The organism is Anaerovibrio lipolyticus LB2005 (assembly GCF_000621545.1).
Lineage (GTDB): Bacteria > Bacillota > Negativicutes > Selenomonadales > Selenomonadaceae > Anaerovibrio > Anaerovibrio lipolyticus_A.
This window is the reverse complement of record NZ_JHYA01000010.1, coordinates 1-15474: the sequence shown is the minus strand read 5'-3', so window position 1 is coordinate 15474 and position 15474 is coordinate 1. Positions and strand designations below refer to the sequence as shown.

Genomic DNA, 15474 nt, shown 5'->3' with positions numbered 1-15474 from the left:
AAAAATGCTTGCATTTTATTTTGAAATGCAGTATTATATCACTTGTCGACATCACCGACACAAATGATTCCTCGATAGTTCAGCCGGTAGAACGACGGACTGTTAATCCGTATGTCGCAGGTTCGAGTCCTGCTCGAGGAGCCAATGGCGCGTTGGTCAAGTGGTTAAGACACCGCCCTTTCACGGCGGCTTCACGGGTTCGAATCCCGTACGCGTCACCATTTAGAAAAATAGGGAATTAACAAATTCCCTTTTATACGGGCGCTTAGCTCAGCTGGGAGAGCGTCTGCCTTACAAGCAGAATGTCAGCGGTTCGATCCCGTTAGCGCCCACCATTTGGAAATTGAGACTACTAAGTTTTTAGTAGTCTTTTTTTGTTTGTTCGTTTGCTTTTTTTCTACAGCTCTAATACAATGAAGGAAGGAGGGGGGAGTTTTTATGGACACTCAGGAACGTCGGGCCCTGCTGCTGGAAGCACTAAAGCGGGCCAAGTGTCCTCTTACGGGAGGATATCTTTCAAAAAAGTTTAATGTAAGCCGCCAGATTATCGTTGGGGATATAAGCGTAATTAGAGCTGGTGGTGTTACTGTATATGCTACCCCAAGGGGCTATGTGCTGCCGGAGGATGAGGAGATTCACGGTATTGTGGGGATAATTGCCTGCAAGCATGGTTCGGATATGATGCGCCGTGAGCTGGAAATCATCGTGGATAATGGTGGCTATGTCCGGGATGTAATTGTTGAGCATCCCCTTTATGGTGAAATAAGAGCTGATTTGATGCTGAGGAACCGCCATGATGTGGAGGTGTTTGACAACCGCATGAAGGAATGTGACGGAATGCCCCTTTCCATTGTGACCCAGGGGGTACATCTCCACACCATTGAGGTGCCGGATCAGGATTCTCTGGACCGAATCAAAAAGAAGCTAAGGGAAGAGGGCATCTGTGCCAATCTTTCAGCTAATAATCAGAAGTGATTGCTACAATATGCAAGGGGGACTGGGACGGCGTGAAAGGCACCAGCCCTTGTCACCCTGATAGATAAGGAGGGATAAGGATGTCCTTTTGGAGTGACTTGTGGCACAGCTTTGTGCTGAAGGACCAGACCTCAACTGAAAAGGGCTATGTCAGTGCCGTTGAAAAGCCGGAGCTGGTGGGCTGTAAGGGCATTGTGTCCCGTGAGCTTAGGCCGGCAGGTACTGTCATTATCAACGGTGAGCCTGTGGATGTGGTATCCGAGGGGGATTACATCCCCAAGGGACAGGAGGTTAAAGTTATTGCTGTTAATGGCAACCATGTGGTTGTTAGATAATAAATGTTGAAAGGGTGTATTTGATGGATGAAATTTTAGAGTTTTTTATGGATTTCAGTGGCCTATGGATATTTTTGGCCATAGTATTTCTCTTTGTATTTTTGCACTTTGTGCCCCTTCGTCTGTGGATTGCAGCCAAGGCAGCCAATGTGCCGGTGGGAATATTTACTCTGGTAGGTATGCGCCTGCGCCAGGTTATTCCGTCCCGTATCGTATATCCGCTTATTAAGGCAAACAAGGCTGGTCTTAGCGTGGAGGTTAATCAGCTGGAGGCCCATTTTCTGGCAGGAGGTAATGTGGATAAGGTGGTAGATGCCCTTATCGCCGCCCACAGAGCCCAGATTCCACTTCCTTTTGAGCGCTCTGCCGCCATTGATTTGGCAGGCCGTGATGTACTGGAGGCTGTACAGATGAGCGTTAATCCAAAGGTTATTGAGACTCCTGTGGTTTCCGCTGTGGCCAAGAATGGTATTGAGCTGCGTATTAAGGCCAGAGTAACTGTTCGTGCCAACATTGACCGTCTGGTGGGTGGTGCCGGTGAGCCAACCATCATTGCCCGCGTAGGTGAGGGTATTGTTACCACTGTTGGTTCCTCTGTAAGTCACACTGATGTGCTGGCAAATCCGGATGACATTTCCAAGACAGTGTTGGGCAAGGGACTGGATGCAGGTACAGCCTTTGAAATCCTCTCCATTGATATTGCTGACGTTGATGTGGGCAGAAACATCGGTGCTGAGCTCTTAACCGACCAGGCCGAGGCAGACAAGCGTATTGCCCAGGCCAAGGCTGAGGAACGCCGTGCTATGGCCGTTGCCAAGGAGCAGGAGATGAAGGCATATACTCAGGAGATGGAGGCCAAGGTAGTTGAGGCCCAGGCCGAAGTACCTCATGCTATGGCTGAAGCCCTGAAGAATGGTAATTTAGGGGTAATGGATTATTACAACCTGAACAATGTAAAGGCTGATACTGATATGCGTGACAGCATCAGCCGCAGTGCTGATGACAGCCCTCTCACTCCACCGCCTATTAAGTAAGGCAGGTGAAAAGCTATGGATTATGTTATTCCAATAGTGGTATTTGCTTTGATGGTGATACTGGGCAATGTGCTGGACAAAAAGAAGCCACCAGCTCAGCCTATTCCAAAGGACTGGACACCGCCGGATATTAGGGGGCCACAGGAGCCACCACCTCCTCAGCACAGGCCTCATCATCCAGATGAGTATGCACAGGTTCATAATCCCTATCAGGAGTATCTTACCCGTCATACGGATGATTATGAGGAAAAGCATGAGGAGCCGCCACAGGATCCGTCCTATACCACTGAGCACAAAAGAAAACCCTTGAGTGGTCTGGCCCAGGCTGTCATCTGGGCAGAGATTTTAGGCAAGCCCAAGGCGAGACGCAATAGACTGAGGTAAATAACGGTACATAAAAAGCGGGACTGCAAACGCAGTCCCGTATTTTTGTGCCCGTTTTTATTTTTTGCCAAAGGCGAATAGCTTTACCAAAAGAAAAGTTACCGGAATACCTAAAATCGCAGCTATCAGGTAGCTTACTATTGGAGGATACCCCAGCCAGTTGTAGAATATAATAACGATAATATTTTGAATGATATAGTTTGGAATATATGATACAAAGAATTTTATAAAGCGGCTCACAGACAATGTATCGTGGAATACAAAGCGGCTGTTCATCCAGCAGGCGCAGAGATTTGCCAGAATGTAGCCAATGTTGAAGGTGAGATTGGCATCTGCTATAAAGAAGGAACAGAGCCAGGCCATAAAGGTGCAGTTAAAGGTGTTGATACAGCCAATAACTAAAAATAGGAAGAATTCCTTAGTTAAGAAGTGATGTTTAGTTTTTTCTATTAAATTCATTATGCTCCCCTTTGGAATTTAGTATTGAGAAAAAATTCCCCAACGCGTATAATATTATAGTATTTTACATTGGATAAAATTTTGAGAAAAGAGATAACCATGAAGATTATATCAGTTGTTGTTCCTGTATACAATGAAGAAGAAAATATAGAGCATTTTTATAAGTCCATTGTTGAAGTTTTTGATAAGCTGGACTATGAGTTTGAGCTGGATTTTGTGGATGACGGCTCCAAGGACCGCAGCCGTGAAATACTGCGGGAACTGGAGGAAAAGGATTCCCGGGTTCAGTCTATTTTTCTTGCAAAAAATTCTGGCCATCAGCTGGCTCTCACCTGTGGTCTTGACCATGCAGATGGAGATGCGGTAATAATGATGGACGGGGATATGCAGCATCCACCGGAGCTGATTCCTACCCTCATTTCCAAATGGGAGGAAGGCTATGAGGTGGTTCATACCATCCGCAAGAACACTGAAGGCGTTTCGGCCTTTAAGAAGCTCACTTCAGCCTATTATTATAAGGTTTTAAATACATTGTCCACCGTTCATATTCAGGAGGGTGGAGCTGATTTCCGTCTGATGGATCAGAAGGTGGTAAAGGCCTTCCGTCGGTATCGTGAACATGCCCGGTTTATTCGCGGTATGATAGGTTCCATGGGCTTTAAGCAGACCTACATTGAGTTTGTGGCGCCAAAGCGGTTCGCAGGAGTTTCAAAATTCTCTCCGCGGAAGATGCTTCACCTGGCAGTAGATGGGGTAATGGCCTTCTCAACCTTGCCTCTCCGCATGGGATTATACATCGGTGTATGCTGTGGCTTCCTGAGCTTCCTGTTATTCCTCCATGTGCTGGTATCTAAATATGTGTTCAATGATGCAGTGGCCGGCTGGGCTACCATAACCGCCTGCATACTGTTCTTTGGTGGTGTGCAGCTCACAGTGCTGGGTATCATGGGAGAATATATATCCCGCATTTATGAGGAAGTTAAAAATAGGCCGCTATATCTCATAGGCCGCGGCCGCCCTAAGGACGAACAGGATTAATTCACATAAAAAGGCAGTAACTGTTGGCTTTCGCCCAGTTATGGTGCTAAAAGCATTTTTTACTACGTAATTAGCAGCAAGAAAAATCGAACTCGCTTCGCTCAAACAACGATGTTTTCTTACTGTGCAGGTTAGCAAAAAATGCTTTTTTACGCCCCATAACTTAATGCTCAAGCCAATCAGTATCTGCCTTTATATTGATATTGGATATATACTACATTTAAAAAGTGCCGGGATAATTGTATGGAACAATAGTCCACGGAGCGTTAAGAAGTCTTTTCTTGTCGTTCTTCTGCTTTAGTGGAAAAAATCATTTGTTTGAGCGACGCAAAGATGGTCTTGTAAAGGCGACGCGAGTTATGATTTTTTTCGCTATTGTTTAGGACAAGAAAAACTTTAGCGACGTGTGACGTGTGACAGACGGTTGTCCCGGCACTTTGTGGTCAGCAGGCAGTAACTATACTTAAAGTGCAGAACTGAGCGAAAGGCAACAGTTTCTGCCCAGTTTTTGCTTTAACATTGTTATTTGCACTAGAAAAGGGATTCCCTGTCCTCTGGGAATCCCTTTTCTAGTGTGTGTGTATTATATTTAGGAGAGTTACGCTTTTTTCAAAGCTTGAATATAATATAGCATAACTGAAAATGATTTTCAATACCTAAATGAGAAAAATTTTCAATTTTTTTTAGAAGTAAAAAAATGGCTGACCGAGAAGGTAAGTACCCAGTGTCAGCCATCATATCATATTAGATTTCCGAATGCTTTACTGAATCAAACATATCTGTAATTTCCTTATCTGGTTCCTTGTCCAAAAGGCTCACAACATAAATTGCCAGCAGGGAGAACAGGAAGCCCGGAATGATTTCATAAAGACCAAAGAAGGCGAACTGCTTCCAGATAAGAACTGTAAGACCTCCCACCACAATACCTGCCAGCGCACCGTTTCTGGTGGCCCTTCTCCAGAATAAGGACATAATAAGGGCAGGACCAAAGGCAGCACCAAAGCCGGCCCAGGCGTAGGAAACCATATCAAGAATAAAGCTGTTAGGATTCATAGCCAAGCCGATGGCCATGGCGGAAATAACCAGCACCGCAGTGCGGCTTACCCATATAAGCTCATTCTGTCCTGCCTCTTTGCGGAAAACAGAGTGGTAAAAATCCTGGGAGAAAGCAGAAGCAGCCACCAGCAGCTGGGCTGATGCGGTACTCATTATTGCAGCCAATACAGCTGACATTATAAGACCACTCACAAATGGAGTGAACAGCTCTCCTGTCATCACCAAAAATACGGTTTCCACTTTTGGCCCCATAAGAGTTTCGGTGAGATAAACGCTGCCCACAATACCAACAGCAACTGCAGCAGCCAGGGAAATGGCGACCCATACCATGGCAATGTGCATGGCATGGCTCAGCTCCTTGGAGGATTTGATGGCCATGAAGCGAATCAGAATGTGAGGCTGCCCAAAGTAGCCTAGGCCCCAGCCCATAAGGGAAATGAACTCAATGGCGGAAATGGTGGAGCCATCAGGCCCTAAGAATGGATTAAAGAAGGTAGGATTCACAATATCCACAGCAGTGACAGTGTTGGAAACACCGCCAAGGGCATAAACAGCTACAGCAGGCACCATAATAATGGCAAAGAACATCATGACACCCTGAATAAAATCAGTCCAGCATACAGCCATAAAACCACCGGTAAGGGTATAGAATACTACCACGAAGGCTCCCAAAAGAACAGCTGTGGTATAGTCCAGCCCAAAGAGGGTACTGAACAGCTTGCCACCGCTGACAAAGCCGGAGGAGGTATAAATTACGAAGAAAATAATGATGAAAATTGCCGGAGCAACTCGCAAAATGTTGCTGCTGTCATTGTAACGGTTCTGTAAAAAATCCGGCAGGGTAAGGGAATTGTTGGCAATTTCCGTAAATTTTCTCAGTCTTGCCGCAATAAATTTCCAGTTGGCATAGGTACCCAAGGCAAGCCCCACTGCAATCCAGCCAGCGTTCAGCCCCGCCAGATAAGCAGCCCCTGGAAGTCCCATCAGCATCCAGCCACTCATATCAGAGGCCTCAGCACTGAGGGAGGTAACCCAGGCCCCCAGCTTTCTGTTGCCAATGATGTAATCGTCCATGTTGTTTGTCTTCCTATAATAATACAGTCCGATAAACATCATCAGGCCCAAATAAATAACAAAGGCCAAAATAATCAATATATTATCCAAATGTTATTCCTCCTATATCAAAGCATAATACTTAAACATTATACAAAGAAGGATGGAATTTTGGCAAATGGGAAATTGAATCTCGTAAAATAAAAATAAAATTTAAGAAGGATTTTTGTCATTTTTAAAGAATTCTATTAGTTAGTAACCCTTCGAAGGATAGGGCGCCTGGGACGTTTTTCCTTGAATTGCTCTACCAATTTTTGTATACTAGAAGAAACACATATAGTTTTTTCGTATTTTAGAAGGATTTTCACTTTTTTGGCGAATATTTATAGTGAGAGAAAAATACACGAAAAGCGCAGGTGATTGTTTGTGGAAAAAGTCAAGGTTATGGTGGTTGATGATTCGAGAATTAGCCGTATGATGGTTAGCTCCATGCTGGCCAAGACTAATTTTGAAGTTTGCGCAATGGCTGAGAATTCTGCTGAGGCAGTGGCTCTTTATGCTAAGACTAAACCGGATGTTGTAACCATGGACATGAATTTGCCGGATGCAGATGGTATTGAGTGCACCCGTCGTATTCATGCGATAGATCCAAAGGCAAAGATTGTTATGATTAGTGCCATGAAGGATGCCAAGCTGATTATGCAGGGCCGTATGGCCGGTATTGGCTCCTTCTTGCAGAAGCCTGTCAGCACCAATGAGCTTATTGATACGCTGATGATTATGTGCAATGAAAATGTTGGTGCAGTAGCTGTTTATAGGGAGTCCTATGTGACTACCTTTGCCAAGGTACTCCAGCAGAGTCTGGTGTCCATTTTTGGTATCCAGAGTGAAGTTGAGATTTCTCAAAATGAGGAGTCTGTTCTTCATGTTGACGGCGTGGCAGCTGTGATTGGTATCGTTGGTGAGCCTAAGGGGCGCGTTGCGCTTTATATGGATTCTGAAACCATGTATAGTCTCAGTAAGGCCATGCTGGGAATGGATCCACAGGATGATTTGTCTGCTGATGAGGCGGAGGCTGCCATAGAGGAGGCAGGTAATATTATTACTGGTCGTGCTGTTTCCCGTATCAATGATGTGTTCAAGGACAAGGAAATGCGTATTACGCCTCCTGGAACAGTTATTGGTTCAGATATAATTCTGTCCAATCCTGAGCTAATTTCTTTTAATGTTGTAGCCAAGACCTCTTACGGGAATGTATTCATGAATGTAGGGTTTGCGAGGGGAGTATAACTTATGGATGTAAAACTGGTTAATCCGTTTATCGATGCATTTACGACTGTACTTCCCCAGATGGGCTTTCCAACACCACAGCGTACAGGTATGACTGTAAATAATCAAAATGCAGTAAGTCAGGGCGTAGCTGTTATCGTTGGTTTTACCAAGGAGATAAGGGGAAACGTCGTTTATAATATGAGTGAAGACACCGCAAAGTTCATTGCATCCACCATGATGATGGGGATGCCAGTGGAGTCCTTTGATGAGATGGCCCAGAGTGCTATTTCTGAGATGTCCAATATGCTGACTGCTAATGCCGCCACCAATCTCACAGCTCTTGGGCTGGAGGTGGATATTTCCACTCCGTCGCTGACTGTGGGCTCCGACTTCCAGATCAAGATCAGCAACGAGCAATATCTCTGCGTTGTTATGGACGTCAGCGGTCATCAGGTGGAGATTGATATTGCAGTTCAGCAGTAACTTCATCAAATAAAGTGATTTAAGGGATTGCCTCGGCAGTCCCTTTTCAATTTTTATTAATTATTTTGTTGGCAATAATCCATTTTTGGGTTATACTATACACAGTTTTGTTTAAACACAGAACCAAATAAATGTTCGATAAAAATAGGGAAGAAAAGGACCATTATGTACAAGGTTAAAGTGGTTACTTCCGGCTTTCAGAAGGACCTGAAGGGCAAGCGTGAAAAGGTTGCCCATTTGGCTGAGGGCCAGTATTATTTCCGTAATAACAAGCATTATGTAAAATATGATGACAGTGACCTGGACAAGGAAAATGTTATTGCTACCACCATCAAAACCGACGGAGGGAAGCTGACAATTTTCCGTCGTGGAGCCGTTGATACGGAAATGATTTTTTTGCATGGGGAAATGACCCGTACCAGCTATCATACTCCTTATGGGCCTATGGAGCTGGAAATAAATACCAGCCAGCTGGAAATAAATATGGATGAAGCCAGGGGCCAGGGTGAAATTGATCTTTTTTACGATTTGGCCGTTAATGGGTCCCCTGTGGGGGAGTATGAGCTTCATATAAAAATCAGCAATGCTGGGAAATAGATATTGTTATAAATGTATATACATTAAAAAGTTTGGGAGGCTATGAATTTGGATATTAAGGATACGTTATTGGCCGCTATTGAGGAGGCTGCCAAGGCTGCCATTGCCGATGGAGTTTTTCCTGAGGCGCAGCTGCCAAATATTATTCTCGAGGTTCCGCCAAAGAAGGAAATGGGCGATTTCGCCACTAACTTCGCAATGCAGTCTGCCAAGGCATTTCGCATGAATCCAAGAAAGATTGCCGAAGAGGTCACTGGCCGTATCAATGGCGATTGGCTGGAGCGTGTTGAGATAGCCGGCCCAGGCTTTATTAATTTCTTTCTGAAGGCTAATGTCCTCTATGATGGCCTCAAGGCTATTATGGACCGTGGCGAGAGCTTCGGTCAGCTGCCAAAGAAGGATATGAAGCCAGTTCAGGTGGAGTATGTAAGTGCCAATCCTACTGGCCCCCTTCATGTTGGTCATGGTCGTGGTGCAGCAGCAGGCAGTGCTCTGGTTAATGTAATGAGAGCTGCGGGGTATCCTGTTACCTCCGAGTATTACATTAATGATGCGGGTAATCAGATTAACAATCTGGCCCTTTCCGTTGATCACCGCTATCTTGAGCTTTTGGGCAAGGCCACTGAGGATACCTTCCCTGAAAATGGCTACCATGGTGCTGATATTATTGATACTGCTCAGCGCATCATCAAGAAGGATGGTGACAAGTATCTTAATATGTCCGAGGAGGAGCGCCTTAATATTTTCAAGGAGCTGGCCCTGAAGGAAAAGCTGGCAGCCCTGAAGGAAGATTTGGCGGCCTTCAATTGTGAATTTGATGTATGGTACAGCGAGCGTACCCTTCATCCGGACAAGGTTAAGGCAGCTGTTGAGGTATTGCAGAAGAACGGCAAGATTTACGAGGAGGGCGGTGCTCTCTGGCTGAAGTCTACCGATTATGGCGATGACAAGGACCGTGTCGTAATTCGCGATAATGGTGTTCCTACTTATTTAGCCGCAGACATCGCTTATCACAAGGATAAGTTTGAGCGTGGCTTCGGTAAGCTGATTAATATTTGGGGTGCAGACCACCATGGTTATATTTGCCGTGTCAAGGCAGCCATGAGTGCTCTGGGATATAATGCTGATGATTTGGATGTATTGCTTCTCCAGATGGTTCGCCTTCTCCGTGGTGGCGAGCTGGTTAAGCTCAGCAAGCGTACTGGCCAGACTGTAACCCTGGCAGAGCTTATTGAGGAGGTTGGCACCGATGCTGCCCGCTATTTCTTCATTATGCGCTCCATGGACAGCCAGCTGGACTTTGACTTGGATTTGGCAAAATCCAAGAGCAATGAGAATCCTGTTTATTATATTCAGTATGCCCATGCCCGTATTTGCAGTATTTTCCGTCAGGCGGAGGAGACCGGCCTTAAGGTTACCGATGGGGTTGATCTTTCTCTCCTTAAGGATGAGACTGAGATTGATATTATTAACAAGCTCCAGGAGTACGAGGAAGAAATCGAGCGCGCAGCGGCAGAGTATGCACCACAGCGTATTGCCCGTTATGCTTATGAGCTAGCAGGCAAGTTCCACAGCTTCTATAATCAGTGCCGTATCTTGGGTGTTGATGATAAGCTGGCAGAGGCCCGTTTGGCGCTGGTAACCGTTACGGCTCATACCATTCGTCATGCTCTGGGAATTTTAGGAGTTTCTGCTCCAGAAAAGATGTAATGAAACAATTTTTTATACTATAATACTAATTAAGGAGACTTTAGCGTGGATTATTTAAAGAGTACCGATGTAGAAGTTGCCGCTTATATTCTTGCAGAGCACAATGCTGATCTTGGCAATGTAGTGGATTCCTCCGCTTATGAGCCAATGTATTTCAAGGATCTGATTCTTGAGGTTATCAAGAGAAAGAAGAAGCCTGTTCAGTCCCTGCCAGAGGCTATTTCTGAGATTTACACCCAGATTAACATGGACAGCCGCTTCACCTATAGAAATGATGGTATGTGGGGCCTTACTGAGTGGTACCCTGTAGAGAAGAAAAAGACTTCCCGCAGCGTTCGTACCGTATCCAAGGAAACTGCTGCTTCTGAAAAGAAAAAGGCCAACGATACCCATAAGTTCGAAAGCATTCAGGAAAATATGTAATTATTTAGTGTATAGGAGGATTAAGACATGGCAAAGTACATTTTTGTCACCGGCGGCGTTGTTTCTTCCCTTGGTAAAGGTATCACTGCAGCTTCACTGGGCCGTCTGTTGAAGAACCGCGGTTATAACATTACCATTCAGAAGTTTGACCCATATATTAATATTGACCCTGGCACCATGAGCCCTTATCAGCATGGTGAGGTATTCGTAACTGACGATGGTGCTGAAACTGACCTGGATCTTGGTCATTATGAGCGTTTTATTGATATTAATCTGACCAAGGGCTCTAACATTACCGCTGGTAAGGTTTATTGGAACGTTCTTAACAAGGAGCGTCGTGGTGATTACCTTGGCAAGACCGTTCAGGTTATTCCTCATATCACTAACGAAATTAAGCAGCGCGTTTATGATGTGGCTGCTGAGAGCAATGCTGACGTTGTTATCACTGAAATCGGCGGTACTGTGGGCGATATAGAGTCCCTTCCATTTATGGAGGCCATCCGCCAGGTGAAGAAGGAAGTGGGCAAGAACGATGTGCTTTACATCCATGTAACCTTGGTTCCTTATATCTCCGCCGCCGGCGAGCTTAAGACCAAGCCTACCCAGCACAGTGTTAAGGAGCTCCGCAGCATTGGTATCCAGCCAGACATTCTGGTATGCCGCACTGAGAAGCCTCTCACTGATGATATGAAGGCAAAGCTGGCCATGTTCTGCGACGTGGACAAGGAAGCTGTTATTGAAAACAGAACTGCCTCCACCATTTATGAAGTGCCTCTTATGATGCAGTCTGAGGGTCTTGACCGCATTGCCATGGAAAAGCTGAACATGGATTATGTTCCTGTAAACATGGACAGCTGGGAGCAGATGGTTCACAGAATCAACAACCCTAAGAAGCGTGTTAAGATTGCCGTTGTTGGTAAGTATGTTGAGCTTCCGGATGCATATATTTCCGTTACTGAGGCTCTCCATCATGCAGGCATCTACAATGAAGCTGATGTTAAGATTCACTGGGTAAATGCAGAGACCTTGGAGAACACCAAGGATCCTGATCTGGATGAAGTATTTGCTGGCTGTAAGGGTATCCTTGTACCAGGCGGCTTCGGTGATCGTGGCGTAGAAGGCAAGATTATGGCCATTCAGTATGCCCGTGAGAACAAGCTGCCATTCCTGGGCTTGTGCCTTGGTATGCAGTGTGCAGTTATTGAGTTTGCCCGTCACGTTTGCGGCATGAATGATGCTCATAGCTCTGAGTTCTGTCAGGAGACCACCCATCCTGTAATCGACCTTATGGAATCCCAGGTGGATGTGGAGGACAAGGGCGGCACTATGCGTCTTGGTGCATATCCTTGCAAGGTTCAGCCTGGTACCAAGACTGAGGCTGCTTATGGCACTCTGGAAATCAGTGAGCGTCATCGTCATCGTTATGAGTTCAACAATAAATATCGTCAGGAGCTTCAGGATGCTGGCCTCGTTATTGCTGGTACTCTCCCTGATGACAGCCTTGTTGAAATCGTTGAGGTTAAGGATCATCCTTGGTTCGTGGCTTCCCAGTTCCATCCAGAGCTTAAGTCCAGACCAAACAACCCACATCCATTGTTCCGCGATTTCGTAACCGCAGCTTTGGAAGTTAAATAATTCTCATAAATAAACGCAAAAAGATAAGGAGCTTTGACAGACCATGAAGATGGTTTATCAAAGCTCCTTTTTTGATTAGTTGTGTTACTCCTCTGTATCGGCAGGCTGTTGTACATTGATGCCCAATTTCTCAAATAGCTCGTTAAAGCGCTTTGTGATTTCATCATGGGTATCCTGGGTAATCTGTGGCATTTCATCCTGTCCGATGGCTTCCTTCCAGGTGATTCCAGCCTGGCGGAATCCTTCTTCCACAGCTTCCTGCATCATCTTTAATTTTTCTGGGTCATCGCCTGCAATGGAGGTTGCCATATCCATGATGCGGGTTGCCACCGCATCAACGGAATACTCGCCGCCCTCAGCAACAGCTTCTGCTGCTTCCTCAGGGGTAGTTGCCACTTCCGGCAGTACAAACTTGTCCAGACCGATTTCTACACCGTCAAAGTCAAATTTGAAAAGACCCTGGTCAAGGTAGCCCTGCAAGGTGGCGTTTTGCTCAGTCAGGGTCTGAATCATTAACATATAGCTTCTGTCAATACCCTCCTGTAAGGCGTCAACCTGTTCAGGTGTGAGCTTACCAATTGCAGTGGAGGCCTTTTGCACTTCCGTGGAAATATCCAGGGAAAAAGCCTCAGTGGTGGTGGTTTCATTTGTCGCTTCATTGGTGGTGGTAGTTTTTGTCATACTGGCCTTCACCGATGCTGTCTGTTGCGACAAAGAAGAAATCATTTTAACATCCATGTTCATCTTCCTCCTTCATCCTTAAAAGAAAAATTAAATACAAAGACAGAACACCTAATCCTATCTAACCGTATATCGTAAAATCAGTGAGGTAAGATTAAATATAATAAAATGTATACAATATATTTTTATAGTACAAAAGTTGCATGATGACTTTGTAGGTGCTACACTAAGCTATGTGCAAAAAAATACAAGGAGTGTAGATAATGCAGGATCATGGAAAGAAAATATTTCTGATTTCAATAGGGGTAGTTGTAGCTGTGATAGTGGCCTTTTTCGGCTATCAAGGCTACAAGGCTAAAATGGAAGAAAAGCGTCACGCTGAGGTTCATCAATCCGGGCATAGTACTGCTGTGGAGTATCTTAAGGCAGGAAAATGGGATTATGCCAGCTACACCTTAGAACCCCTGGATGAGTATCGTTGTGTAGATTGTGATACATTTTTGCTATATGCCTATGCTATGATCAAATACAAAAATGGTCAGGCTGATAATGCTGGTATTGAAAGTGCCCATGATTGGTTTGAACAGATCAGCACTGACTATTCCGGTGAGTTGGCTGATGATATCCGTCGTGACCGTGAACGGGTCAATGCTGATTATGAGAAAATGAAGGCCCGCCAAGCTGAGGCCAAACGTCAGGAGGAGGCTGCCAAGGCTGCAAAAAAAGCGGCAGAGGAAGCAGAACGGGCCAATAATGTATATATAGGCGACTCTGAAGAAAAGGTACGGAGACTTTTCGGTACCCCTGACCATGTAGGCCGCGCCGTGGTGGGAGACACTGAAACAAAGCAGTTTGTATACTACGCCCCAGGCCGTAATATCATCATTTACCTCCAAAACGGCAAAGTGGCTGGATTTATGGATTAAATGCTGAATGTTTATAGTTGAATAAAAAAGGAAACCGTGGATTTTTACTGCAAGTAAGGTGCAATAAAGTCCACGGTTTTTCTGCATTCAGTGCCTATATATTCTATTGATAAATTTGGCTTCTGTGGCCAATCCCAATAAGGATTATGACAAGCTTTTCGTCCTGTATGTCAGCTAAGATTCTATAATCGCCAACACGGTAACGCCATTGGCCACTCTTGTTGAATGTTAGGCCTTTACCGTGCTGTCTGGGATTTTCGGTACCCACTAGATTCTTTTCTATCCATGATTTTATCATTTTAAGAACGGATTTATCCAGTTTTTTGAGGGATTTTATAGCTTTATCTGTATATTCTACTGTATATTTCATAAATCCAGTTCTTTCCAGGCGTCTTCATGTGAGTAGATCTTTACAGTTCCGGCAGCCTTGTCTTTTTCGTATTCATCAAAAACGCTCATATCATATTCATCTTCGATTCGTTCAATCATGGTACGGCGTATAATTTCAGACAAACTGCTGTTATTGATTTTTGCATAGTCTTTGAAGATATTTAATTCCCGATCTGGTACCCGTAAACTAATGGTTGCCATATAAATCGCCTCCTTGTATTACAAGTGTATTACATGGAGAATGAAATGTCAATTGTAACTTTAGTGGCATAGCATTTTATATAAAGCAGGATAAAGGCCAATAATTGACGAATAGTTAGGCAATGTGATATTGCAAAATATCTTGTACATGGAGGATGATGATATGGAAATATTTACTGCATTAAATTTTACTTCGATAGTTGTTTATTTCATTACGCTATGTTTATTAATCCTATCTTTTTCCATAAGATTTAGGTATAACAACTTGGCTGAATGGGTATTTGCTCGGAGAGAATTCTTTTATAATCGTTCAATAGAAAATGAAGACTTAAATGTGTTATGCAAAAAAATAAAGGAAAAATATTACTATAATCCTCAATTTGACCTTGAAATGTTTTTGAGCGATAGTGTTCTCCTGAAAGAATATATGAAACAAAATGGCGGTATAATTTTGGCTCAACGAGAACATAATGGAATCATTGGTCTTATGTCAATAAAGTGGACACCGAAAGTGCGACTTTACGCCGCACATTCTGCATGAACTGCAGCTGGTGTCTTGTAGCCTAAGCTACTATGAGTCCGCTTGCGATTGTACCAGGACTCAATATATTCAAAGATGCTATCATAAGCTTCTTTTGAATCTTTGTAAACATGCCTGTAGATTTCCTCTTTTTTAATTAAAGCATGAAATGACTCTATACAGGCATTATCATATGGGCATCCTTTACGACTGTACGAATGACATATTTTTCTACTGGCCAGAAATCTTTCAAAGATGTCGCTGGTGTATTGTGTTCCCAAATCACTCTGAAGAACAATCCC

19 protein-coding genes and 3 tRNA genes are annotated in these 15474 nt (G+C 44.4%); 16 read left to right on the top strand and 6 right to left on the bottom strand.

From position 1 onward, the window contains the following. The first annotated feature begins 68 nt into the window (after positions 1–68). The 7 genes from T355_RS0108365 to T355_RS0108335 all read left to right on the top strand — a co-directional run bounded on the left by T355_RS0108365 (position 69) and on the right by T355_RS0108335 (position 2728). Positions 69–144: transfer RNA gene (locus T355_RS0108365), tRNA-Asn, on the top strand. 2 nt (positions 145–146) lie between these two features. Then, positions 147–221, top strand: a tRNA-Glu gene (locus T355_RS0108360). A 38-nt stretch (positions 222–259) separates the two neighbouring features. Then, a tRNA-Val gene (locus tag T355_RS0108355) sits at positions 260–335 on the top strand. Positions 336–438: 103 nt separating this feature from the next. Then, positions 439–975 (top strand): transcription repressor NadR, encoded by a 537-nt coding sequence (locus T355_RS0108350; RefSeq protein ID WP_027397360.1) that lies wholly within the window; start codon positions 439–441, stop codon positions 973–975. Positions 976–1055: 80 nt separating this feature from the next. Next, positions 1056–1310 (top strand): NfeD family protein, encoded by a 255-nt coding sequence (locus tag T355_RS0108345; protein ID WP_027397359.1) that lies wholly within the window; start codon positions 1056–1058, stop codon positions 1308–1310. A gap of 47 nt (positions 1311–1357) precedes the next feature. Next, positions 1358–2344, top strand: coding sequence for a flotillin-like protein FloA (gene floA, locus T355_RS0108340; protein WP_027397358.1), 987 nt, complete (start codon positions 1358–1360; stop codon positions 2342–2344). Between the two features lie 15 nt (positions 2345–2359). After that, positions 2360–2728, top strand: a complete 369-nt coding sequence (locus T355_RS0108335) for a hypothetical protein (RefSeq protein WP_027397357.1) — start codon at positions 2360–2362, stop codon at positions 2726–2728. 57 nt (positions 2729–2785) lie between these two features. On the opposite strand, the gene T355_RS0108330 is transcribed toward T355_RS0108335, so the two are convergent. Further along, positions 2786–3187, bottom strand: coding sequence for a GtrA family protein (locus T355_RS0108330; protein ID WP_027397356.1), 402 nt, complete (start codon positions 3185–3187; stop codon positions 2786–2788). 99 nt (positions 3188–3286) lie between these two features. Here T355_RS0108330 and T355_RS0108325 point away from each other — a divergent pair, with 99 nt between their 5' ends. Beyond that, a complete protein-coding gene (locus T355_RS0108325) occupies positions 3287–4225 on the top strand; it encodes a glycosyltransferase family 2 protein (RefSeq protein ID WP_027397355.1) in 939 nt (312 codons plus the stop codon). Positions 4226–4969: 744 nt separating this feature from the next. Here the strand turns inward: T355_RS0108325 and putP are convergent. After that, complete coding sequence (gene putP / locus T355_RS0108320) at positions 4970–6397, bottom strand: sodium/proline symporter PutP (protein WP_051555499.1); 1428 nt, start codon at positions 6395–6397, stop codon at positions 4970–4972. A 363-nt stretch (positions 6398–6760) separates the two neighbouring features. On the opposite strand from putP, the gene T355_RS0108315 reads away from it, so the two are divergent. The 6 genes from T355_RS0108315 (at position 6761) to T355_RS0108290 (ending at position 12454) form a co-directional block, all read left to right on the top strand. Beyond that, the gene (locus tag T355_RS0108315) at positions 6761–7624 is read left to right on the top strand and encodes a response regulator (protein ID WP_027397353.1); all 864 of its coding nucleotides are present in this window, start codon (positions 6761–6763) and stop codon (positions 7622–7624) included. Between the two features lie 3 nt (positions 7625–7627). Next, positions 7628–8089, top strand: a complete 462-nt coding sequence (locus tag T355_RS0108310; RefSeq protein WP_027397352.1) for a chemotaxis protein CheX — start codon at positions 7628–7630, stop codon at positions 8087–8089. 165 nt (positions 8090–8254) lie between these two features. Continuing rightward, entirely contained in the window at positions 8255–8686 is a 432-nt protein-coding gene (locus T355_RS0108305) for a DUF1934 domain-containing protein (protein ID WP_027397351.1), read from the top strand. 48 nt (positions 8687–8734) lie between these two features. Next, a complete protein-coding gene (gene argS, locus T355_RS0108300; RefSeq protein ID WP_027397350.1) occupies positions 8735–10396 on the top strand; it encodes an arginine--tRNA ligase in 1662 nt (553 codons plus the stop codon). A gap of 45 nt (positions 10397–10441) precedes the next feature. Next, positions 10442–10819: a DNA-directed RNA polymerase subunit delta gene (gene rpoE / locus T355_RS0108295; protein WP_027397349.1), complete on the top strand. Its 378-nt coding sequence runs from the start codon at positions 10442–10444 to the stop codon at positions 10817–10819. A gap of 27 nt (positions 10820–10846) precedes the next feature. Then, positions 10847–12454, top strand: a complete 1608-nt coding sequence (locus tag T355_RS0108290; protein ID WP_027397348.1) for a CTP synthase — start codon at positions 10847–10849, stop codon at positions 12452–12454. A gap of 84 nt (positions 12455–12538) precedes the next feature. On the opposite strand, the gene T355_RS13990 is transcribed toward T355_RS0108290, so the two are convergent. Next, positions 12539–13192, bottom strand: coding sequence for a hypothetical protein (locus tag T355_RS13990; protein WP_051555480.1), 654 nt, complete (start codon positions 13190–13192; stop codon positions 12539–12541). A 206-nt stretch (positions 13193–13398) separates the two neighbouring features. Between T355_RS13990 and T355_RS0108280 the strand changes: the two genes are divergently transcribed. Further along, positions 13399–14061 (top strand): hypothetical protein, encoded by a 663-nt coding sequence (locus T355_RS0108280; protein WP_027397347.1) that lies wholly within the window; start codon positions 13399–13401, stop codon positions 14059–14061. Positions 14062–14164: 103 nt separating this feature from the next. Here T355_RS0108280 and T355_RS0108275 read toward each other — a convergent pair whose 3' ends face one another. Together T355_RS0108275 and relB are read right to left on the bottom strand one after the other, a co-directional pair. After that, a complete protein-coding gene (locus T355_RS0108275; RefSeq protein ID WP_027397346.1) occupies positions 14165–14431 on the bottom strand; it encodes a type II toxin-antitoxin system RelE family toxin in 267 nt (88 codons plus the stop codon). Beyond that, positions 14428–14652: a type II toxin-antitoxin system RelB family antitoxin gene (gene relB / locus T355_RS0108270; protein WP_027397345.1), complete on the bottom strand. Its 225-nt coding sequence runs from the start codon at positions 14650–14652 to the stop codon at positions 14428–14430. The genes T355_RS0108275 and relB overlap by 4 nt, the downstream gene beginning before the upstream one ends. Before the next feature lie 163 nt (positions 14653–14815). Here relB and T355_RS0108265 point away from each other — a divergent pair, with 163 nt between their 5' ends. Further along, on the top strand, positions 14816–15193 hold the full coding sequence (locus tag T355_RS0108265) for a hypothetical protein (protein WP_027397344.1): 378 nt from the start codon (positions 14816–14818) through the stop codon (positions 15191–15193). Here T355_RS0108265 and T355_RS15015 read toward each other — a convergent pair. After that, on the bottom strand, positions 15172–15474 hold a 303-nt coding region (locus T355_RS15015; RefSeq protein ID WP_155851697.1), incomplete at its 5' end, for an integrase core domain-containing protein. The two genes, T355_RS0108265 and T355_RS15015, sit on opposite strands and share 22 nt — an antisense overlap.